We start from the raw sequence: 22,212 nt of genomic DNA, 5'->3' as shown, positions 1-22,212 counted from the left end.
TTTTTGGGTAGAAGTCCATTTTATGACCTGTTGTTTAACGTTGGGGTGTTGTAACTTGTTAAATTCTTATGGATTTCGGTAATTCGCACTATCCCCCAGCGGTTCAAGACACTTAGTATTGACAGGACTCACTGAATAATATGGATTTTTTAGCAGGAACCGGCCATGCAGAGTAATACTTCAGGAAAGCTTCACTGGCTCTGGCTCAGTGCCATCGTGTTCGCCCTTGACCAACTGATAAAATGGTGGGTTATAGAGGAGTTTTCCCTTTACCAGCAATTACCGGTATTGCCCTTCTTTTCCCTGACCCTTGCCTACAATACCGGTGCTGCATTCAGTTTTCTCAGTGATGCGTCCGGTTGGCAGCGCTGGTTTCTCAGTAGTGTGGCCATTATCGTCAGCATCATGCTGGTGGGGTGGTTGAAGCAGCTTCGCTCAGGGGAAAACTGGCAGGCCTGCTCTCTGTCATTAATACTGGGCGGTGCGTTGGGGAATTTGATTGACCGGTTGTTGCACGGTCATGTCACCGACTTTCTGTTGTTTTACTACAAAAACTGGTATTTTCCAGCGTTCAATCTGGCGGATACGGCCATTACGGTGGGAGCCGGCATGTTGATTCTGGATATGTTCCGGAGTAATCCTTCGGTGGAAAGTAGCAGCAACGATAAATAGAAGAGCAGGAGCGAGTCACTGTGTCAGCAGTAATTGAGAAAGGCAGCAAGGTCACTCTGCATTTTTCCCTGAAGCTGGATGATGGGAGTGTGGTGGACAGCACACCAGCGGAGAAACCGGCATCCCTGATCATCGGTGATGGTAATCTCCCGGAAGGATTTGAAGAAACGCTGTATGGCTTGGCGTCGGGTGAAGACCGGGTGTCCCGGATTCCTCCGGAAAAAGCGTTTGGTATGCCGAATCCCAATAATCTGCAGCGCATCCCAAGGGGCAGTTTTGCCAGTGGGGTTGAGCTGGAGGAAGGGCTGGTGATGTCCTTTTCTGACGCGGCTAACAGTGAGCTTCCCGGCGTGGTCAGAAATTTTGATGATGAAATGGTTGAAGTTGACTTCAATCACCCTCTGGCAGGTCGGCACCTGACCTTTGAGGTACAGATTCTGGATGTAGAGACGCCTTGAGCGATAACCAGAGCCATAAAGCAGTGACAGAAAAGGTTGGTGATTCCCCTATGAAAATCAAACTGGCTAATCCCCGTGGCTTTTGTGCAGGTGTGGACCGTGCCATTGAGATCGTCAGCCGGGCGCTTGATGTTTTCGGTCCTCCTATTTACGTCCGTCATGAGGTGGTCCACAACAAGTTTGTGGTGGAAAACCTGAAAGAGCGTGGGGCAATCTTTGTCGATGAGCTGGATCAGGTACCGGATGACGTCATCGTTATTTTCAGTGCCCACGGTGTTTCCCGGGCGGTAGAAGATGAGGCACAACGTCGAGGCCTGAAAGTGTTTGATGCCTCCTGCCCGCTGGTAAAAAAAGTTCATATGGAAGTGGTGCGTTATTCCCGGGATGGCATGGAGTGTGTACTGATTGGTCACCATGGACACCCTGAAGTGGAAGGCACCATGGGGCAGTATGACTCGCGAAACGGTGGTGCGATGTATCTGGTTGAGAACGAAGGCGATGTTCGTGCTCTTGAGGTAGCAGACCCTTCCAGACTGGCCTATGTCACCCAGACAACCCTCTCCATGGATGACACTGCTAAAGTGATTGAAGCCCTGCGTCTCAAGTTCCCTGAGATACAGGGACCAAGAAAAGATGATATTTGCTATGCCACGCAGAACCGGCAGGATGCGGTAAAAATTCTGGCGGGACAGTGTGACCTGGTGTTGGTAGTCGGTTCAGTGAACAGCTCAAACTCCAACCGACTGCGGGAACTGGCCGAGCGCTCGGGGGCTGAAGCTTATCTGGTGGATAATGCCGAAGATATCAAACCGGGATGGCTGGTGGACAAGGCATCCATTGGTATCACAGCAGGCGCTTCGGCACCGGATATTCTGGTTCAGGGCGTTATCACGCGGTTAAAAGAACTGGGCGCAGAATTACCGGAAGAGCTGGCTGGCAAAGAAGAGAATATTGTCTTTACCATGCCGAAAGAGCTGCGTTTGAAAGCGGTTTCTGATTAATTCATTTTGCTAATTTTTGCGAACAATTGGTCAAAGTAAACGTTATTCGTTGAATAAAACCGGATCAATGGCCATGAATAACGATAAGCTGTAAAGGTTGGTTAACGCACCTCTTGGCATTTTAAACCGGGTTTTGGGTTTTCTGCTGATTGCTGACCCATTGATCAAAGGAAAGGAACCTTTAATAGATTAAATCCTGGTACTTCAGTTTTCGGGTTTAAAATTGGGTAAAAGATGCAATGTCTTCTCACCAGAAAGCCTGATGCAGATTCAGTTGGCATGACAGCATCTGGCAATTGGATACCGCAAATCATCAAAAAAACTGAGTGCCAGGGATTGGGCAATGAAGTACAAGGTTGGGCATCGTTTCTCAGCAAATCATGTTGCTTGCTCTCATACAGCCTGTGAGAGCAATCGTCATTTCCCGTCTGAATATTTTCCACAAACACCTTTAAAAACACTGGGTGTTTCTCTGGTTGAGTTGCTGGTCTCCCTGTCCGTTGCGGCTATTTTGATCGCAGCGTCTGCACCCGGCATGAAAACCCTTATTGTCAATAACCGGATAGATAATGTGGCAGATGAACTGTATGGCAGTTTGATGCTGGCCAGATCTGAGGCTGTCAAGCGACAACGGACCATTTCATTGTGCAGCACTGTGGATGACCTGACCTGCGATGAAAGTAACGCTGGCTGGCATCACGGCTGGCTTATTTTTACTGATGAACGTGATGATGGTCTGTTGAACGACAGTGATCAGGTGATTCGTCGTGTTACAGGGCAGTCAGAGCTTATCTCAATCCTGTGGAACCGTGGTTACAGCCTTCGCTTCAATAGCCGTGGCCAGACCAGTCAGGCAGGCACTTTTCAGGTTTGTGACCAGGACAGTAACAGCGATGCCAAAGCAATTATCATCAGCATGACAGGCCGTCTCCGGACGGAGGAGCGGAGCGCATGCGGTTGAAGAATGTTCATAGTGGTGACAAAAGCCCTGAGAAAAAAAACCGAGGTGCAGGGTTGATTGAAGTATTGATCAGCCTGCTGGTGATCACAATCGGCATTCTTGGTATGGCAGGGGTGCATAGCAGCAGTTTGCAGTATAACCAGTCAGCCTATGTGCAATCACAGGCTACCTTTTTAGCGACGGATATGCTGGATCGTATTCAGGCCAACAGCAGCCTGGCCAGAAGTGGTAACAGTTATCAGGCAGGTTTGAATGATCTTGAATACAGCCAATGCATTGACAGCGGCTATCCCAACAGTTGTGAAGCTGGAAGCTGCACTCCTCAGGAGATGGCAGTCTACGATATTTTGCAATGGAAGTTTCAGCTGACCTGCCAGATTCCGGGGAGCAAGGGTTCAATTAGCTACCAGGACAGCGATGGTGTTCGAACGTATATTATTCGTCTCAGTTTCCCGGATATGGGCAACAGGGCCCCCCTCAGTGATGTGGTATTAAGGGGGATACTATGAAGCGGATTGAGCAAGGATTCTCTCTGGTTGAAATGATGATTGCTCTGGTCCTTGGGTTGGTTCTTTTTACCGGGGTTGGTCACCTGGTGCTGGCATCCAGCCGATCGTGGGTATTGCAGGATGAGCTGGCACGGGTTCAGGAAAATGGTCGGCTGGCCCTGGATATTCTGGGGCAAAGTATCAGTACTGCGGGATATACCGGCTGTCCTGCCCAGACAAAGCTGGCCAATTTAGTTTACTCCAACAATGATAATCGTCAGTGGATGATGCATTTTGATAAGGGTGTTCTGGGTATTCCTTCCGGTAACAGTGTTGAGCAACAGCTGGACAGCAATGCTATCTCTGAAGCCATTATTATCCACAGTGTTGATAGCAATCAGTCCACCCTGGTCAGTGGCCATAATACTGGCAATGCTTCGGTAACACTGGCACAAAGCCGTAGCCATGATGAAGGTGATCTTCTGGCGCTGATTTCATCAGACTGTGGGCAGGTTTCCATTTTCCGGGCAGGGGCTGCAACAACCAATAGTGTGGTGACGCATCCGGCAGCAGGCAGTAGCAGCCTTTACAACTGTATCAGTCAGTTACAGGGTAACTTCAGTTGTCATGACAGCGCTGTTGGTTCCGGCAATATCAGTCACCAGGGATCACGACTGGCACCTTTGCAGTCTTATGCCTTCTATCTGAGGGAAAGCAATAACGTACCGACACTGTACCGGAAACTGGCGGGTGAATACGCCAGTGGCAATAGCATCAATACAGAAGCGCTGGTTGAAGGCATTGAAGGGCTGAGTATTCGTTATGGACTGGACAGTGATAATGACGGGGTTGCCAACCGGTATATGACCGCTGGTGAAATAACACCTTACAGCGATGAATGGCGGCGCATTATTACGGTCAAGCTTGAACTGCTGGTTCGGAGTTTCACTGAAGTGGCTCCGGAAGCTCAGGTCTATTTCTTTGCTGGCCAGCGAGTGTTGCCTGATGATCTCTATGTTCGTCGAAGCTTTATGAAAACCATTAAGCTCAGGAACCGGGGGCTGTGATGGAAATCATTTTAACTGCATCAGGTATCAGGCAACGTACTGAATCTTTCTGGAAAAGCCGTTTATTGAATCCGGAAGCAGGTGAGAGAGGAAGTATATTGCTGGTCAGCCTGGTGATGTTGCTGGTTATTACGGTTGCTGGTTTGACCGCTGTAAAAATGGCAACGCTTGAAGAGAAAATGAGTGGTAATTATCAGGATCAGCAGATGGCATTTTATGCGGCAGAGGCGGCGTTAAAAGAGGCGGAAAATTTTATTGCCAACAATGAACTGGCCTTATCAAACTTTGGTGTGAATTGTGACAATGGGTACTGTTTTGCCGGTAGCGATATTGACGATATTGGCAGCTGTGACCCGGGTGTTTCCGAGCCCTGGTTAATGGGCACCTTGTGGAGTGCGAGCGATCGGCACAGAGTGACGACAGTTACCATCAGCGGTATATCAGCCCGGGCCAAATACATTATTGAATTTCGCTGCTATATCGCCAAAGAGGCATCAGGGCCTTTACCAGACCCCGCCAACCGTGGGGACTGGGCCAGGTTCTATCGGATTACCGCCCTGGCTACGGGCGGTTCCGGCGATTCGCGGGTAATGCTTCAATCGTCGTATAAAAAAAGCAGCTGATGTTGAGTTAGCGTTTGAATATTAACAGGGAAGTGGAGGTGATCATGGATCGATATACCTCACATGGTGTTACTTTCAGGCAGGTCATGTTGTTCGGACTGCTGGTGCTGTTATCTTTCAGGGCCAATGCTGAAGCGGTATCCAGTGATTATGCAGCAACGCCCCCCTTGATCAGTAATACATCGGAACCACTGGTTATGCTGGTGATGTCCGTTGACCATGAACTTTTTAAAAAAGCGTATAGCGATTATACGGACCTGGATTCGGATGGACGACTGGATACCAGCTATGTGGACAGTTTTGACTATCTCGGGTATTTCGACAGTGACTGGTGCTATCAATACGCTTCCGGACGCTATTCTCCGGTAGCCCAAGCCACCGGTGATCACGGGCATTATTGCACCACCTCTCAGGCTCCCTGGAGTGGTAACTTTCTGAACTGGGCCACCATGACACGGATGGACATCCTCAGAACGGTGCTTTTTGGCGGAAAGCGATCCACGGATACCGATAATCAAACGATACTGGAACGGGCTTATATCCCCAGGGATGTACATGCATTTGTTAAGGTATACAGAAGCAGCGTTTCTGGTATTCCAACAGAAAATTTTACGCCCTTTAGCAACAGTGAGATCAGCCTTTGCAGTGTTGCCGGTTCTGAAAATGGCACCCCTGAAGTCAGGGTTGCCAGGGAAGCTTGGCCGCGATGGGCTTCAACTGAAGAAAGACAGTGTCAGTGGGGTAGAGTAAACAGTCCTTCTACCTGGTACAGATTGACAACGAATGACGTTTATATTGAGGCTTGTGTCACAGATAAAGACGCTGTTAATACCGATCGCTGTAAGCTGTACAGCACCGGCAAGAGCAAACCCATAGGCTTGCTTCAGCAGTATGGTGAGTCAGGGGATATTCGCTTTGGCTTAATCAGTGGCTCTTATGATAAAAATATTTCCGGTGGCATATTGCGACGAAATATCAGCAAAATTGCTGGCAATACGCTGGGTGCTGATGATGAGATAGACTTGGCTACCGGCCGTTTCAACAGTGTTGCAGGCATTATTCATAACATCAATAAGTTCAGACTGGCGAAGTACAGTTTTTCCAAGAATAGATATACAGACTGCGATACTTTCGGGATTCCTGTTTCGTACTTTAAAACCAGCAGAAGTACTTATTCCTCAAAGCATTGCAGCATGTGGGGCAATCCGCTGGCTGAACTTTATTTAGAGGCACTTCGCTATTTTGCCGGAAATTCAGCGGCTACCAGTAGTTTTGATACCACTAATGACCGTGCTTTTGTCAGTGACTTATCCAGAGAAAGCTGGGCCAACCCCATGTCATCAGAGAGTGCCTGTGCCAACTGCTCCATCATTGTGTTATCCACAGGCCTGAATTCTTTCGATACCGATCAGCTATCCAGCAGTTCGGACCTGCCTGGAATGACAGGAACCAGCTCCGTTAATAGCAAAACAGATGAAGTGGGCAACCATGAGTATGGCGGTAATTTTGCCGGTAACTACCTGGTTGGCGGAACCGGAAGTAAACGTCAATGCACTTCAAAGTATTTGTCAGGACTTTCTAAAGCCGTTGGCCTGTGTCCGGAAATTCCTCAGCTGGAAGGTGGGTATCAGGCCGCAGGACTCGCTTTTTATGGCAATACCAGCGACTTGCGTACTGATTTTGACGGTTCTCAGAAAGTGAAAACTTATGCCATTGAAATGGCCGAATCCTTGCCGGGTTTTACCTTGGATGTGAACGGTAAATCATTTACTTTTCAGCCGTTTTGCCAGAGCAGCTCTAACTTCAATGGTAACAATATCAGTGACTGCTCTTTAACCGATGTGGTGATTGAAGAGCAGATACTGAACGCCACCGGACAGGTTGTTCAGGGCTCTCTCCTGTTTACCTGGGAGGATTCGCTCTGGGGAAATGACTACGACTATGACGCTTCTTCCAGAATCAAGTTCTGTGTTGGGGATCAATGCAATCAGACAGCAGACAATACTCTGAAGACAACCAGGTTTAATGCCAATGAAGTCAGGGTGGCTGTGCAGGTGGATGGCGTGTTTGCCGGTTTGAATATGCGCTTCTCTTATACCGTCACCGGGAGTTCGGGGAGTGATGGACTGCAAAGTAATTATGCCTATAAGGGAACAACCGCATTTCAGGTTACTGATTTTACCGCTTCCGGAGCGGCTGCTGGCGTGTTACCCAAACCGTTGTTTCTTGCAGCAAAATACGGTGGTTTTATCGATCTCGATGGTGATGGCAGTCCCAATCATGATGCTGATGGGGATGGCAGCCCTGATAGCGACGATCACCGCGAGTGGGACAATAGAAATAATGTGACGGGAGCCCTGGGCTCGGATGGCTTGCCAGATAACTATTTTTTCGCCAGAAACCCAGCCTTGCTTGCCAGTCAGTTGGGGCAGGTACTGGAGGATATTTCCAGTCGGGTCTCTTCGGCAACGAATGCGGCGCTGTTTGCCAATAGCTCTACAGGCACTGGTGCGATCTATCAGGCACTGTTTCAGCCAAGCCTGGATATTAATGGGAAGTCGGTGACCTGGGGCGGTATTCTCCATTCACTGTTTATCGATAGCAAAGGCTATATCCGGGAAGATGGTAATGGGAATGCCCAGCTGGATGACTACCGCTCAGATAAAATCGTTGAACTGTTTTTTGATCCGAATGCGGGTCAGACAATGGTCCAGCGCTACACCTCTGACGATTTTGGTGTCACCAGGGTAGCCGATGGTCCCCTGAAATCACTCGCTTCCCTGGAGACGATCTGGGATGCCAGAGAACAGCTGGCCTTGTTGAGTAATCTGACCAATCAGAGAACCTATGATGCGCTCGCCTCCGGTGGCCGACATATGCTGACCTGGCTGGATATCAATAATAACCAGCAGGTGGATGGTGACGAACAGCTGCCGTTTATATCTTCAACCTTTACTGGATATGAAGGGTATCTGGGTATTTCTGCCAGTGAAGTCGCTACTGTCGTTAACTATGTTCGGGGAGAAGAGCAGGCTGGTACCCGTTCCCGTACCATCGATTTTGATGAAGATGGTATTGATGAAGTCTGGCGTCTTGGGGACATCGTTCACTCAACCCCCAGACTGGTGGCAGCACCCGATAGCCGTTACGACGCCTATTACAACGACAGCAGCTATCGAACCTTCCGTAATCAATACCTGAATCGGCGGCATGTGCTCTACGTCGGAGCCAACGATGGTTTGATTCATGCCTTTAATGGCGGGTTCTGGGAAGAGAGTTCCTACCGTTATGAGCGCACAGCCAGTAATGGTGAGGTACAGCATCCGCTGGGTTCAGAGCTTTGGAGTTACGCACCAATGAATCTGTTACCTCACCTTCGCTGGCTCACTGAGACCGATTACCCCCATGTTTATTACATGGATTCGGAACCGATGGTCTTTGATGCCAATATCTTCGCTGATGACAGTACTCATCCTGGTGGTTGGGGAACGGTTCTGGTGGTGGGTATGAGACTGGGTGGGGGCAATATTGATGTCACCATCGACAGCGAAAGTCGCACCATGCGCTCTGCCTGGGTGGTGTTGGATATCACTGATCCCGAGCAGCCACCGGCGTTGCTGGCTGAAATTACCCATGCTGATCTGGGTTTTACCACCTCACAGCCTGCGCTGGTTAAAAGGCGGGAAGCCGGTACGGATGTTAATGGCGAGACCGATTGGAGTAACCCGGTGCAAAACGAATGGTACCTGGTGTTTGGCTCCGGGCCAGCAGGCAGCGGTTCTTCAGCCCTGAGATCAGCCCTGGAGCAGGGAACGTCGGATCAGAATCTTCGAGTATTTGTTTATGATCTGAATAATAAGAATTTTGTTGCCGGTTTTGATCCCCTGGTGACCTCCTATTCCACGGCTTATGCAGGCGATATGGTGGCTGAAGACTGGGACCGGGATTACCAGGATGATGCCATTTACTTTGGCACGGTTGAGACTGGAGGTGTCAGTTTGAGTGGAAAGCTGATGAGGCTAAGGCTGACATCAGCACTGGAGAACTCCAGCCTGAATGTGTTGATGGATGCCGGACAGCCGATTATGGCCCCCCCCATGACCGTGACCGATGACAACAGCTTCTGGGTATACTCTGGAACAGGACGGCTGCTGACCAATGGTGATAATCGCAGTACTGAGGCCAACTATTTCTACGGTGTTCAGGAACCGTTGAACAGCTCCAGGCAGTTTACTTATGCATCCGTCAGCCAGAGTAACCTGGTCAATGTGGGGGATGTGGTTGTATTTACCAATGGTGATGTCCTGAAGAAGTCAGACTCCTCCTATACGCCATTTACGGTAGGCTCTCGAACCATCAATAGTTTCGGCACCTTACAGGCGGTGGTCGCTGAGCAGGGGGGGTGGAAGCTGCCTCTCAGTGTTGATGGCTCTGGCCCAGCCGGGCGAAGTGTGAACAGCGCTGCCAGGTTGTTCTCCCAAATCCTGTTTACTGAATACCGTCCACCTGCGGACAGTTGTTCCATTGATGGCACAAGCTCACTTTATGCTGTTCATTACCTGACCGGTACCGCATCGCCTGATGCCGTTCTGGGCAGTTTTCCTGTGGATAGTCTGGAGCTGGAGCGTTCCCTGAAAAAGGTGAGTCTGGGGATCGGTTATGCTTCTTCACCGGTGGCCCATCAGGGGGAAGGAGGGAAACTGACTGCGGTGACCCAGGGGGCCGGTGGCAGTATTACAGCAACAAACCTTGATTACAGTTTCAGCTCGGAAGGACGGCAGAGCTGGTGGCAGATTTTCAGCATTCCATGGGTTGATTGATATGAATACAGATAAACCAGTGAAAAATAGTCATGAAAAGGGTTTTTCATTACCCGAGCTGATCATTGTTGTTGCCATTATTGGTCTTCTGGCAGGTATCGTCTATCCCTCCTACAGCCAGTATATGTATGAAGTTCGACGCAGCGATGCCTGGGCCGCCCTGACCGCCGCTATGGCTGCCCAGGAGCGCTGGTACTCCGTTAACCATACCTATACAGACTCTATGGATATGCTCGGTGGAAGCAGTTCTCCCGAGGGGTATTACACCCTGAGCGTTGAAGCCGACAACTCCTCATTTACCCTGACAGCCACTGCGCTGGGCAATGGTGTTCAGGCAACGGACTCAGGTTGTACACAGTTTACTGTGGATCATTTAGGCGTTTTGGCCCCGGAAGCGTGCTGGAAATAAACGGACGACTTCCAGTTTTTATCCTTGTTTTTGTACCGTCTATCGACTTCTGAACGTCGGTTTAACTCACACACCTAGATTTAAAGAAAGGTGTCCTCGACAGGGAAGTAGGTGGGTTTGTTATTTCTTCAAACAACGTTAAACCATAAATACAACCGTGGCTTCACGCTTGTAGAGATGATGATCACCATTGTTCTGATCGCCATTATGGTCAATCTGGTGGTCCCCTTGGGGCAGATTGCTGAAAAGTTCAAGCTTGAGTACGTAAATCAGCGGCTCTACGCTAGTGCCGTTCTGGCCAGAAGTGAAGCGATCAAGCGTGCTGAAACCGTCAGCGTCTGTCGCTCCACAACTGGCGATGGCTGTCAGCCCGGGGTGAACTGGGCAGATGGCTGGATTGTTTTCGTTAACCGCAATGGCAACAACCATGTTGACTGGGGTGAAGACATTATTCGGGTGTATAACCCGGTCAGTAGTCCGGTTGAAATTCTTTGGCACAGCAATGCTGAGGTGCTCAGTTTCAGACCCAGGGGCAGCACATTTCATCAGGGTGCCTTCACTGTGTGTTCAGTGCCAAAAAGACCAACGTTGCAGCAGTTGGTGAATATTTCAGGATCCGGGTTGATTCGCAAGCGGGAGGGGGGGCAGTGTTTATGACCAATTCTGTCAGACCCATAAATACTGAACCGGGTTTACTTTCGCTGGCTGCTGTTCACAAGACAGGGTGGCAGAGCGGACCTGTGCGGCAAAAAGGTATTGGTCTGGTTGAAGTCATGATCGGCGTGCTGATTTTTGCCGGGGGGGTCATGGCGGTTACCGGTATGCAAAGTCAGGCCATTCGAGCGAATCATGACGCAATTCAGCGATCTCAGGCCGTATGGATGGCCAATGCCGCTGCTGAGTTAATGAGGTTAAACCCGGCCGGGCTGCCAACTTATGTTAGAGAATCATCAGTAGCCTCCGCTAATTTGGATGCCTTCTGCCAGGGTTCTCCTCCCTATTGTATTGGTACGACATGTGCTGCTGATCTAATGGCGTCGTTTGATATGTATGGTTTGATGTGTAGCAGTGCAAATACCATGATCGAACCGAAAATGGACATTCAGTGTGATGGTTCCTGCGGGCCGACGGATAAAGTCAGAATCCTGGTTTCCTGGGGTGCAAGGGGATCGGAAAAAGGTGTTCTGGCAGATCGTCAGCAGGTTGAACTAAGGTACAACAGGAATTGAATAATGCCAGTGAGGATAAGGAATCATCAACAGGGGTTCAGCATTGTAGAAATGATGCTGGCCTTTGTTTTGGGGCTGATTGTCGCAGGCAGTGCTTTACAGTTAATGGTGAATAATAGTCGCTCCGCCGGGGTGAATGAGTTTATTGCCACGGCTCAGGAAAATGGACGTCATAGTCTGTATATCATGAGTACTGAGTTTCGCAGAGCCGGCTTCAGATCCACGATCGGAGCAGATCCAACTCAACCTTTCTACCTGGGCAGATGTGAAGGGGGGGCGATTTGCACCATTGACGGTGGTGGTACCAACAGTGATCGGGTGGCCATTCAATATGAGCCGATGCCGAATCGTGACAATGGTCAGCTTCAGGACTGTACCGGAGCAACCGTTGTCCCGGGTGCCTTGACAGCAGATGTGTATTTTGTCGCCCGGGATCATGCCAACAATAACATCAATACTTTGTTTTGCCGTGGTTATGATCCATTAACGGGAAATCCGCGGGGGCATGCCCAGGCACTGGTTCAGGGTGTCGATCGGTTGCAGGCACTTTATGGGATTGCCCCGGCGGGGGAAACATACATTAACCAGTATGTGACCGCCTCAGGGGTGGCAGACTGGAAACAGGTTATAGGTATACGGTTGGGTGTGTTGGTCAGTGCTGGAGAGCAATCACGTGTTTTTGAGAAAAGGTCCAGAACCTACAACCTGCTCAATAGTGGGAACCTGACACTGGATGACCGGACGCCAAGGTACATCTACAGCACAGCCATCCGTTTGAATAATACTGGATTGTAATTTTCTCAAAAAAAGCAGACGGGTTCTTTTTACTGATTAAGAAGCATTGACTCCATACCCGTTATCTGACAGTTCCGGAGAAAACCGATGAATAAGGTTAATAAAGGTTTCAGCTTGATTGAACTGATGATTGTGGTGTCCATTATTGGTATTTTGGCAGCCATTATGATGCCCAGTTATCATCAATATGCCACTGAAACAAGAAGAAGTGAGGGCGCTGCCATGCTGATGAACGTCATGCAGCAGCAGGAACGATACTACACCGAGATGTTGAGATACACGGCTAATCTGGCTGATTTGGGATTTGCGAGCCCTGTAGAGTCTGAAAGTGGTAATTACCAGATAGAGGCCGCTCAGTGTGGCTCAGACCCCCTTGAGCGCTGCGTGCAGTTAACCGCTGTTGCCCAGGGTTTGCAGGCAGCAGATGGCAATATGACTTTGGACAGCCGCGGAGCACGAACACCTCAAAGCCACTGGCGTTAGCAAGATGTCAGCAGGCAGATGATTTGAAATTACATGGCGCAGGATGGATAGAGTAAAGTGCTGTTATAACTCACACAAAGCAGTCAGAAAACAAAGCTAACACTTTGCCTACCGTTTCATATGGTTAAATCTTAAAAAACCGTCTTTCCCGCTCAGAACAAATGCATGTCAACGTTTTCAGTGAGTTCCTCTTTTGTCTTATGAGGAGGGCAATAACCCGTTTGGAATTTCACTGATGAAAAAGCCCGATGGATATTATGTAGCAGAATGATCAGTCGATAGCACCATCTGAAGACCACATTAATACGGGCTGTCATTATGGAAAGCTGTTCAGAGCAACGCAAGCAGACGGGTTCTTTTTTATTGATCGTTATGGTTGTCATGCTTGTTATGACGTTTTCCGGTCTTATGGTTATGGAAACAGCATTGCTGGAAGAAGTAACAGTAGGCAATGAACAGCGAACCAGTGAGGTATATCAGGTTGCCTTCAATGAGTTGGAAAGCCAATTTTCCTACCTGGATGCCCATCCCGTACACTTCCGTAATGCCTTCTCCGGGAAGCAGGAAACTCTGTCTCCTATTGTTAATCCGAATGGGTGTAACAATGCAGGTGGAATATGTCAGAGGGTTACACTCAGGTATATTTCTAATACCCTTCCTCCCCCCGGATTTGACATTGCTAAATTCATTGGCCGTGTTTACGAATTAGACAGTGTCGCAATACTGAATGGCAGCGGTGCCAGCTCAAGTCAGACGTTGGGGATTATCTTCGTTGATACACTACCAGGGAGCTAGACATCATGTTTTGACCTGCCCAACCTCAAGCTCGTGGATTATCAATGACTGAATTCATCCTTGTATTACAGGCTTTTCACTTTGCTCTATTACCTGATCGCGTAGTTTGAAACGTCAGCAGCCCGTGACGATGCTCTTTGCGCTATATAATTCAGCAGGTAACCGCCGATAGCTTTCTAAGATCAACAGGGAAAGCATAACCATGGCATTGGGCGACAACGACTTAATTCGCTTTTTAATCATTGACTCATCAACCAGGGAAGCAGAATCGCTCTTGAATGTTTTCCGTGAGTCTGGTTATTCCACTCGGGCAAAACAGATCAACTCTTTGGATGATCTCACGGAAGCCACGACCGGACAGCAGCACTGGGATCTATTGTTGATGGCAGAGCCTCCCGAGCCATTAACTTATTCCCAAATCTTTGATGATGTTAATCAGAAAGGCATTGATCTACCGGGTATCGTCCTGATAAACCCGGATGATGAAATCGATGAACTGTCGCTTATTCAAATGGGTGCCCGTGCAGTGATTCCACCGGGGCATGACGAATATCTTTTGACGGTTGCCCAGAAGGAGTTCGAAGACCTGAAGGTCAGGCGACACCATCGACGCATGAGCGTCGCCTTGCATGAATCAGAAAAGCAGCGTCAATTATTGCTCGATGACCAGGTTGATGCGGTTGTATACATTAATTATGGGCGTATCCGGTTTGCTAACACGGCATTTATCAACCTGCTGGGGCTTGCGGAAGAGGAGTCTCTGGATGGAAATTTGTTCAGGGATTTGATCATTACCAAAGATCAGCAGGACGTTGACGCGTTTCTCATGGGAATTGAAGAAAGCGGTCAGGCACTGGCGGCCATTCAATGTCCTTTAGTCGCTCACAATGGCTCAGAAGTGCCTGTGTCCATAGTGATCTCACCGACGTCATTTAATGGTGAGTTTACTCTCAGTCTGCAGATTAAGCCCTGTGAGAAAGAAGGTGAGCAGAACGAAGTTGATAAAACCCTCGAAAAGTCAGCGCCGGACGCCGAAACAGGGCTATTTGACCGAAAACTGTTCGATCAGGCATTGGATATTGCTATCCAGAGAGCAGTAGAGGGCAAAGCAAAGTCAACATTATGTTATCTCCATCTGGAAACCCTGAAAGCCGCCCATGAACAGCATGGGAAAGAGGTTAGCCAGAAGCTGTTTAAATCGGTTGCGCAAAAGATAACGTCACATCTTGACGCCACGCATCATGTATCCAGTCGGGGGGGGGCAAACTTTGCCGTTCTGCTTCGGGAAGGGGAAGAACAGGACGTTAACGAACTTATGGAAAGTTTACTGGCAGCTGTTACCGGTGAGGATATTGTCATTGATCAACATCCGTTGCCGGTCAAGCTGTCAATAGGTGCTGTTATTCTCAGTGATACCGCCAGCGATGCTGAAACATTGACTGGTCAAAGTCGTCAGGCCACCGTGTTGGCGCAAAAGCAAGGTGGCAACCAACTGTGCTTTTACCAGAAGCGTAAAGCCAGCTCGGTTCATTCCGTTGAAAAGCAGCTGGCCGGAATGGTCAGCCAGGCGATAAAGAACAAAACATTCAGGTTGAGTTATCAACCCGTTATCTCCCTTGCAGGATCGCCATCTGAGTATTATGAAGTCTCTTTTGTCCTGACCGACACGGAAGGAAAGGAGCATGAGGCTTCGGAATTCAGGCCCAAACTGGAAAAAATCAGTTTGTGGAACAAGCTGGATCGGTGGCAACTGATTGAAGCCAGTAAAGCATTGATGGCCAAAAGAAAAGAAGGGAGTGATACCCGGCTGTTGCTGCATGTCGGTGGCTGTTCTGCAACAGATGATACGTTTATTCCATGGATGAAGGTTGCTCTGAAAACGGCGGGCATTCCTACGGATGCCGTTGCTATTGAATTGAGTGAACAGAACCTGGCCCGTTACTCAGAAGTGATACCGGATTTTTTCAGCACTCTGAAAGCGATGGGATGTCAGACAGTGATCAGTGAATTCGGTTGCAGCCTTAACCCACTGGAAGGGATTGCTCATCTTGATATTGACCTGGTAAAGCTTGACCAATCCTTCACAGAAGACCTCAGCAGTGGCGGTAATGCCCAAGAGTTACAGAAAATGATCCAGGACCTCAGTCAAAGTGGGCGGAAAGTGATTGTGCCTGGTATTGAGACAGCAGAAGAAATGACCCCTGTCTGGCAATTTGGTGCTGATTATATTCAGGGTAGCTATATGCAACCCCCTTCAGAGCGCATGGATTTTGATTTCGGGGCGGATGGGTAACACCGCCTTTTCGTTAGTGTGTCAACCTGCACCTTTAAATGCCTGTTCCCCCTCCTCCCATGATTCGAGGCTGTTTCTCCGGGTCTCGATTTATGGGTTTATCCCTTTCATTGGGTATTTCAATTTACAGACACCATTACTTACCAGACAATACCGCCCCTGATAGATGTGTTTAAACAAGGGATAGACAGGTATTTCCATGTCAGCAAAGCTCAATATGGTCATGGCCCAGCTGAATCTGGTGGTGGGCGACATTGACGGGAACACGTCCCGTGTCATTGAGGCTGCCGAGCAGGCCCGGGATCAGCTGGATGCGGATGTTGTTGTCTTTCCGGAGCTGACCCTCTGCGGTTATCCGCCAGAAGACCTGCTGTTGCGGCCCAGTCTCATTGTACGGGTAGAACAGGCACTGAACCGACTCAGGGTGGTTAAGGGTATTGACTTGATTATCGGTGTCCCGCTGATGGGGCCACATGGTCTGGAAAACCAGGCGCTGGTGCTGCGTGATGGTGAGATTGTCGCCCGCTACGGGAAACAGCATCTGCCCAATTATCAGGTTTTTGATGAAAAACGCTATTTTGTGAAAGGTCAGAACACGGTTATTTATGCCTGCAAAGGTGTCAATATTGCCCTGTTGATTTGCGAAGACCTCTGGTACCAGGGGCCGGTTCGCCGGGCTAAAGAAGCCGGAGCAGACCTGATTATCAGTCTCAATGCATCACCCTTCCATATGAACAAACAGTCACTGCGTCAGCAGGTGGTTCGTGAGCGCTGTCTGGAGTCGGGCCTTCCTGTCCTTTATACCAACCTGGTGGGTGGTCAGGATGAGCTGGTGTTTGACGGGGGCTCCTTTGCCATGAACGGTAATGGTGAAGTAGCTGTTGGGGCAACCTGGTTTACCGAAGAGTTGTTCTGCGTTGCCTTTGATAAAGGCTCTATGACATTTGAACAGGGAGAGGTTGCTGAAATCCCCGACGTTTGCTCAAGGGTTTATGATGCCCTGGTGACTGGTGTCAGGGATTATGTCAATAAGAATGGTTTTAAGGGCATCGTTCTGGGGTTGTCCGGAGGCATTGACTCTGCCCTGACTCTGGCCGTGGCTACCGATGCCCTGGGTAAAGACCGGGTTCAGGCGGTCATGATGCCCTACCGTTACACCTCCGATATGAGCCTTGAGGATGCGGCAGAAGAGGCGAAAATTCTGGGCATTGACTATAAAGTGCTGCCGATTGAACCGATGTTTGATGCCTTTATGGACACTCTGAATACCGAGTTTGCCGGTTATGGTCGGGATACCACCGAAGAAAACCTGCAGTCCCGGTGCCGGGGTGTCATGCTGATGGCGATCTCCAATAAGAAGGGTTACCTGGTGCTGACTACGGGTAATAAAAGTGAAATGGCAGTCGGATACTGCACGCTCTACGGCGATATGGCCGGTGGTTTTGATGTTCTGAAAGATGTACCGAAAACACTGGTGTTTAAACTTTCCGAATATCGCAATACCCGGGGCTATGTGATTCCCCAGCGAGTGATAGACCGTCCGCCCTCCGCTGAACTTGCCCCGGATCAGGTGGATGAAGATAGCCTGCCGCCCTATGATGAGCTGGATCGCATTCTTGAACTCTATATTGAACAGGATCATAGTGCCGAATCCATCGTGAAAGAAGGGTTTGACCGGGATACGGTTTATCGGGTTCTGAGGCTGGTGGATATCAATGAGTACAAACGTCGCCAGTCAGCTATTGGGGTCAGAATTACCCCGAGAGGGTTTGGCCGGGATCGTCGCTATCCGATAACTAATGGCTGGAGACCAGGTGTTTAACCAGCCTCAAAGCACCTGAGCCTCAAGCGAGGCTCAGGTAATAATGATGCAGTTTATCCAATGACCGGTGTAACTGGATTATAGAGCCACTGTTATCAACGATATCATCGGCTCTGCCAACTCTCTGTTGCCGTTCCATCTGGCTACTGAGGATCTGCCGGGTCTGATCCTCTGTCATCTGGTCACGGGCCATGGTGCGGGATAGCTGAATACTCTCTGGCACATCCACGACCAGCACACGATCCACCAATTCATGCTGACTGGTTTCCAGCATCAACGGCGAAACCAGTACGGCATAACGTGATTCAGCATGGGTCAGCTCAAGGATTATCTGATCCCGTATCAGGGGGTGTAGCAGACCTTCCAGCCACTTTCGCTCATCAGCATCAGCAAAGATGATGGTTCTCAGCTTTCTTCGGTCAAGACTGCCATCGAGCAAGATCTCCGGTCCATAGCGCCGTTCAATGTCAGCCAGTGCCGGTTTTCCCGGCTCTACCACCACGCGGGAAGCAATATCCGCATCAACAATACAAATTCCCTTGTTGGCAAAAAAGTCGGTCACTGCCGTCTTGCCGCTGCCAATACCGCCGGTGACTCCAACCGTAAAAGGGCGCTTTTGTCGAACTCGGGGTTGCTGTGAGCCTACAGTGTTCATCCGTTCAAACCCGAAAAGCTCAGATAAGCCGCAATCAGTTGATCGCCCCAGACCAGGGCAACAAAGCCGGCAATGGCCAGATAAGGGCCAAAGGGAATCGGGTTGGATCGTTCCTGCCGTTTACTGACGATCAACAATATCGCTGCTATGGTGCCAACCAGTGATGAGAGCAGGATGATCAGGGGCAGCTTCATCCAGCCCAGCCAGGCCCCCAGCGCCGCCAGCAGTTTAAAGTCACCGTAGCCCATGCCTTCCTTGCCGGTCACCAGTTTGAATACCCAGTAAACACTCCACAGGGAAAGATAACCGGCGATGGCTCCCCACAGCGCCTGTTCGAGGGTGACCACCAGTCCAAAGCTGTTGACGATCAGGCCTGCCCAGAGGAGTGGCAGAGTAATATCGTCAGGCAGTAGCTGGGTATCGTAGTCAATCATGGTCAGGGTCAGCAGTGACCAGCCAAACAGACAGAAAATCAGCGTATGTAATGTAACGCCGTAGGTCAGGCCAATCATTATCGTCATAAGGGCGCTGAGTATCTCGATGGCCGGATATCGCAATGAAATCGGGGTCCGGCAGGCTGAGCATTTACCTCTCAGGAACAGATAGCTGATCACCGGAATATTCTCCCAGGCACGGATTTTATGCTGACAGGAAGGACAGGTAGATGCAGGCACCACAAGGTTAAAAGCAGGCAAAGGGTCCGGTGTCTTTTCCGGGTGTAAAATAGCTTCACTCTGCTGCTGCCACTGCCTTTCCATCATTATGGGCAACCGGTGGATCACCACATTGAGAAAACTACCGACAATCAAGCCAAAGATGGTCAGCACAAAGGTCAGGTAAGGGGTTGAGGTCTCTATAAGTTCTATAATCGGTGACATTCACACAGTTCCCTGATGGTGATCAGTATGGCTGGCCAGTCCTCCCCGCCAGTACCTGATCGTTTGATAGTCCAATATTGGCATGCCTGTTGCCGTTATCAAACCTCTGAAGCGAAAGGAAAACAACGGCTGAACCGTAAATTAGGATTTGAGCAGGTTCTTAATTCAACGGTTGAATTCTGGCTAAGTTTGCCAGCTATGCCTTGATAGGGGAACTTTTCAATGAACGATCAGTCAGAAAAACAAATTTGAATATAAATTGCTGTGAAAATGCACGGTCTGACTCTACCCGGTCCATTTTGCACTTTGCCCGACATGATGTGACTGCCGTTTTTATCCAGTGAAGAGTCCAAAAATGTATCTGACAAATTACTGAGGTCCAACAACAATGAACTGCAATAATTCAAATAATTCATTAGTCCCTTCCGCACAGCCCATAGCAAATATCCCGGAAAAACCGTCGGATAATACGGTTGCAGCGGGCGTTCCTCTGATTCCCCGCGAACATCCTGGTCCCCCTGCACCTGAGACCGAGACTGTACCGTTAACAGATTTCACCATAACCAGGGTTGATGTTAACCCTGAGCCCGCTGCTAAAAAAGCACGGCTTGAAATCCCCAATGTTCTCTCACAACCTGGTACAATAGCTCAGATAACACCGGAGGCTTTAACCTCTTGCTTTCAAGTGTCGTGTAACTCGGATGATGGTGAGAAGCTTGCTCGTCTATTATCGGATACTGATGAAAAAACACGGAAAGAATGGTTCAGTTGCCCACTGTCGTTCAGCGATAAAAAAGACACTCCGATAATATATGCTGCCCGGCGTGGTCATGCAGCAGTTGTTGAGACATTAATCGACCATCAGGCAAATCCCTGTGAAAACAATCCATTTTCTTCCCTTCAGAGTAGTGCTCTGACTATTGCTGCGCAGGAAAATCAAGCGAAGGTCATTCAGGTCATGACCAAATCCAAACAGTTTGATCCTGACAACCCCAGGAAAGATGGCATCACCGGATTGATCATGGCCATAAAAAAGGGTTACGCCGAGACCACGAAAATCCTTTTGGAGCACAAGGCTAACCCCAACTACAAAATTCGTTGCGCTGGGGATGATAAGATTGGATTCAGATCCATTGGCAACTTTGGCGAGGGTGAATCAATACCACCAGGGCGGGCTTGGTATACTCCTGTTATGTCTGCAATTGAATTTGGAAACCACATTATTCTGGAGCAACTGCTCGCAAATGGTGGAGATCCAAATAATATTGATCCGGCTAATCCCATTCAACAATCACCATTATTTATGGCAAGTTTTTCCAGGACTCCTGCAGCAGCAAAGATGATCAGGCTTTTATTAAACTGCGGAGCTAATATGCACGAACGGATAGCTCCTCGTGATGAGACTATCAGGAATTTAACTCAAGAAAAAACTCAACTCCATCATACGCTGCTTGAACTCACATGTTTTTGCTCTGCAAAAGAGTCTGATCCTGAATCTCAATTACATCACAATGCTCAAATTTTATGTGATCATTTTCGAACAACTGGAGGTCAATCAGTTGAAAGGTCAATTCTGAAGTGGTTTTATACTGGTCAAGGTTTCTTGAAAAGTGTAGTTTTGAGCAGTGACTGTTGTGAGAAAGCCCTGACCAGACCATCTCTGACAGAGTATCTCATACGCAATTTAAGTTTATTAACTTCATTGTTAGATGTGTTTGGTAATGAAGAATCTTCCGAATCCCAAGATGACAAGTATCAAAGAGCAATCAATTGTGCCGAAGAAACAAGATTAAGTTTGCACGAAGATTTAAAAAGTACTGATTCAGCTCAGCTTCGGCAAATGGTAGAAGAAGTGCTGGATAAATTTAATGACTATAATATGGATTTTAATGATGAAGTGATAAAGAAGTTTCTCAAAGCAAATGAGAAAATTGAAGTTGAAGACCCCGCCCTGAAAAAAATAGAGTATCGAATTGAAATTTTTTCTGTGCTATTAGTTAATCCCATGGAAGTTATTAACTACATTTTTCGTCTATTATTTTAACCAGATGATTCTTACGAAGGAGTGTTACAGCAGGGTTTGGGCTATTTGTTGTTCTTAGGGTGGACATTAAGCTTACCCCTCCATTTTCAATGGCTTTTGAATGGAACCACGAAGGACACAAAGAGCACGAAGGAAAAGAAAATCTCTTCTTTGTGCTCTTCGTGTCCTTCGTGGTTCCATCTTTAACTTCCCGAAGAGGGGAGTAGACGCTTAATGTCTACCCTAAGATTTGTTGTTAGCCCTTGCTGTGCTGCTGTCAGTGTTCCAGATCTGGCAGGGCGTGACCTCAACCATTTATGCAGCGTACTTCAGGCCAGCTCACCTGACTTGGCTGATGGTACTGATTTTTCTGCATTATCCACTCATTAAAAACGCCGGGAATAAACAAGAAGGCAGCCCGATAATGGTGACTGGCCGATTGGTAGACCTTGGGTTCTGTGCTCTGGCCCTGTTTGCTGGATACCAGATCATCCAGTTTGACTATAACGATATTAACTATCTTCTGTTTGGCCTGGCCAATATGGATTTGCTGGCGGGTGTCGTTTTTACGCTGTTATTGCCGTGCCTTTATTATGTGATTTCGGGTTACTGGTCGCCCCGCAATGGCGAATGGGGGCAAAGCAAAGCCCACGAATCACAAGCGAGTGAACCTAATAACCGTTTTGAGGTCAAACAGCGGTGTTTATAGTTCAACTGCGCAGGGTTTTATTCTGAAAACA

At 48.7% G+C, this 22,212-nt stretch carries 20 protein-coding genes; 18 read left to right on the top strand and 2 right to left on the bottom strand.

Annotation, left to right across the window (positions count from 1 at the left end; genetic code table 11):
• The first annotated feature begins 165 nt into the window (after positions 1-165).
• The 16 genes from lspA (at position 166) to J7439_RS08025 (ending at position 17,916) form a co-directional block, all read left to right on the top strand.
• Positions 166-672, top strand: coding sequence for a signal peptidase II (lspA, locus tag J7439_RS08100; protein WP_209201323.1), 507 nt, complete (start codon positions 166-168; stop codon positions 670-672).
• Positions 673-692: 20 nt separating this feature from the next.
• Entirely contained in the window at positions 693-1,130 is a 438-nt protein-coding gene (gene fkpB, locus J7439_RS08095) for an FKBP-type peptidyl-prolyl cis-trans isomerase (protein ID WP_209201322.1), read from the top strand.
• A gap of 50 nt (positions 1,131-1,180) precedes the next feature.
• Positions 1,181-2,131: a 4-hydroxy-3-methylbut-2-enyl diphosphate reductase gene (gene ispH / locus J7439_RS08090; RefSeq protein ID WP_209201380.1), complete on the top strand. Its 951-nt coding sequence runs from the start codon at positions 1,181-1,183 to the stop codon at positions 2,129-2,131.
• 343 nt (positions 2,132-2,474) lie between these two features.
• Positions 2,475-3,092: a GspH/FimT family pseudopilin gene (locus tag J7439_RS08085; RefSeq protein ID WP_209201321.1), complete on the top strand. Its 618-nt coding sequence runs from the start codon at positions 2,475-2,477 to the stop codon at positions 3,090-3,092.
• On the top strand, positions 3,083-3,601 hold the full coding sequence (gene pilV, locus J7439_RS08080) for a type IV pilus modification protein PilV (protein ID WP_209201320.1): 519 nt from the start codon (positions 3,083-3,085) through the stop codon (positions 3,599-3,601). The genes J7439_RS08085 and pilV (J7439_RS08080) overlap by 10 nt, the downstream gene beginning before the upstream one ends.
• Positions 3,598-4,647 carry a PilW family protein gene (locus J7439_RS08075; RefSeq protein WP_209201379.1) on the top strand — a complete coding sequence of 350 codons (1,050 nt, stop codon included), beginning with the start codon at positions 3,598-3,600 and terminating at the stop codon, positions 4,645-4,647. The genes pilV (J7439_RS08080) and J7439_RS08075 overlap by 4 nt, the downstream gene beginning before the upstream one ends.
• Positions 4,647-5,270, top strand: a complete 624-nt coding sequence (locus J7439_RS08070; RefSeq protein ID WP_286198256.1) for a pilus assembly PilX family protein — start codon at positions 4,647-4,649, stop codon at positions 5,268-5,270. Before J7439_RS08075 ends, J7439_RS08070 begins: the two co-directional genes overlap by 1 nt.
• Positions 5,271-5,314: 44 nt before the next feature.
• On the top strand, positions 5,315-10,090 hold the full coding sequence (locus tag J7439_RS08065; protein WP_209201318.1) for a pilus assembly protein: 4,776 nt from the start codon (positions 5,315-5,317) through the stop codon (positions 10,088-10,090).
• A 1-nt stretch (position 10,091) separates the two neighbouring features.
• Positions 10,092-10,499, top strand: coding sequence for a type IV pilin protein (locus J7439_RS08060; protein ID WP_209201378.1), 408 nt, complete (start codon positions 10,092-10,094; stop codon positions 10,497-10,499).
• Positions 10,500-10,616: 117 nt separating this feature from the next.
• On the top strand, positions 10,617-11,156 hold the full coding sequence (locus tag J7439_RS08055) for a GspH/FimT family pseudopilin (RefSeq protein WP_209201317.1): 540 nt from the start codon (positions 10,617-10,619) through the stop codon (positions 11,154-11,156).
• Positions 11,153-11,728 carry a type IV pilus modification protein PilV gene (pilV, locus tag J7439_RS08050; RefSeq protein ID WP_209201316.1) on the top strand — a complete coding sequence of 192 codons (576 nt, stop codon included), beginning with the start codon at positions 11,153-11,155 and terminating at the stop codon, positions 11,726-11,728. Before J7439_RS08055 ends, pilV (J7439_RS08050) begins: the two co-directional genes overlap by 4 nt.
• 3 nt (positions 11,729-11,731) lie before the next feature.
• Positions 11,732-12,523: a PilW family protein gene (locus J7439_RS08045; protein WP_209201377.1), complete on the top strand. Its 792-nt coding sequence runs from the start codon at positions 11,732-11,734 to the stop codon at positions 12,521-12,523.
• Between the two features lie 87 nt (positions 12,524-12,610).
• Positions 12,611-13,006 (top strand): type IV pilin protein, encoded by a 396-nt coding sequence (locus J7439_RS08040; RefSeq protein ID WP_209201315.1) that lies wholly within the window; start codon positions 12,611-12,613, stop codon positions 13,004-13,006.
• Between the two features lie 318 nt (positions 13,007-13,324).
• Positions 13,325-13,801: a pilus assembly PilX family protein gene (locus tag J7439_RS08035; RefSeq protein WP_209201314.1), complete on the top strand. Its 477-nt coding sequence runs from the start codon at positions 13,325-13,327 to the stop codon at positions 13,799-13,801.
• A 202-nt stretch (positions 13,802-14,003) separates the two neighbouring features.
• Positions 14,004-16,094, top strand: coding sequence for an EAL domain-containing protein (locus J7439_RS08030; protein ID WP_209201313.1), 2,091 nt, complete (start codon positions 14,004-14,006; stop codon positions 16,092-16,094).
• A 199-nt stretch (positions 16,095-16,293) separates the two neighbouring features.
• Positions 16,294-17,916, top strand: a complete 1,623-nt coding sequence (locus J7439_RS08025; RefSeq protein ID WP_209201312.1) for an NAD+ synthase — start codon at positions 16,294-16,296, stop codon at positions 17,914-17,916.
• Between the two features lie 22 nt (positions 17,917-17,938).
• On the opposite strand, the gene coaE is transcribed toward J7439_RS08025, so the two are convergent.
• The gene (gene coaE / locus J7439_RS08020; protein ID WP_209201311.1) at positions 17,939-18,571 is read right to left on the bottom strand and encodes a dephospho-CoA kinase; all 633 of its coding nucleotides are present in this window, start codon (positions 18,569-18,571) and stop codon (positions 17,939-17,941) included.
• The gene (locus J7439_RS08015) at positions 18,568-19,449 is read right to left on the bottom strand and encodes a prepilin peptidase (protein ID WP_209201310.1); all 882 of its coding nucleotides are present in this window, start codon (positions 19,447-19,449) and stop codon (positions 18,568-18,570) included. Before J7439_RS08015 ends, coaE begins: the two co-directional genes overlap by 4 nt.
• 388 nt (positions 19,450-19,837) lie before the next feature.
• On the opposite strand from J7439_RS08015, the gene J7439_RS08010 reads away from it, so the two are divergent.
• A complete protein-coding gene (locus tag J7439_RS08010; RefSeq protein WP_209201309.1) occupies positions 19,838-21,493 on the top strand; it encodes an ankyrin repeat domain-containing protein in 1,656 nt (551 codons plus the stop codon).
• Between the two features lie 334 nt (positions 21,494-21,827).
• Positions 21,828-22,181: a hypothetical protein gene (locus J7439_RS08005; protein WP_209201308.1), complete on the top strand. Its 354-nt coding sequence runs from the start codon at positions 21,828-21,830 to the stop codon at positions 22,179-22,181.
• The last annotated feature ends 31 nt before the right edge of the window (positions 22,182-22,212 follow it).

This window comes from Salinisphaera sp. G21_0, from assembly GCF_017744115.1.
Lineage (GTDB): Bacteria > Pseudomonadota > Gammaproteobacteria > Pseudomonadales > Endozoicomonadaceae > Endozoicomonas.
This window is presented reverse-complemented; position numbering and strand designations above follow the sequence as displayed.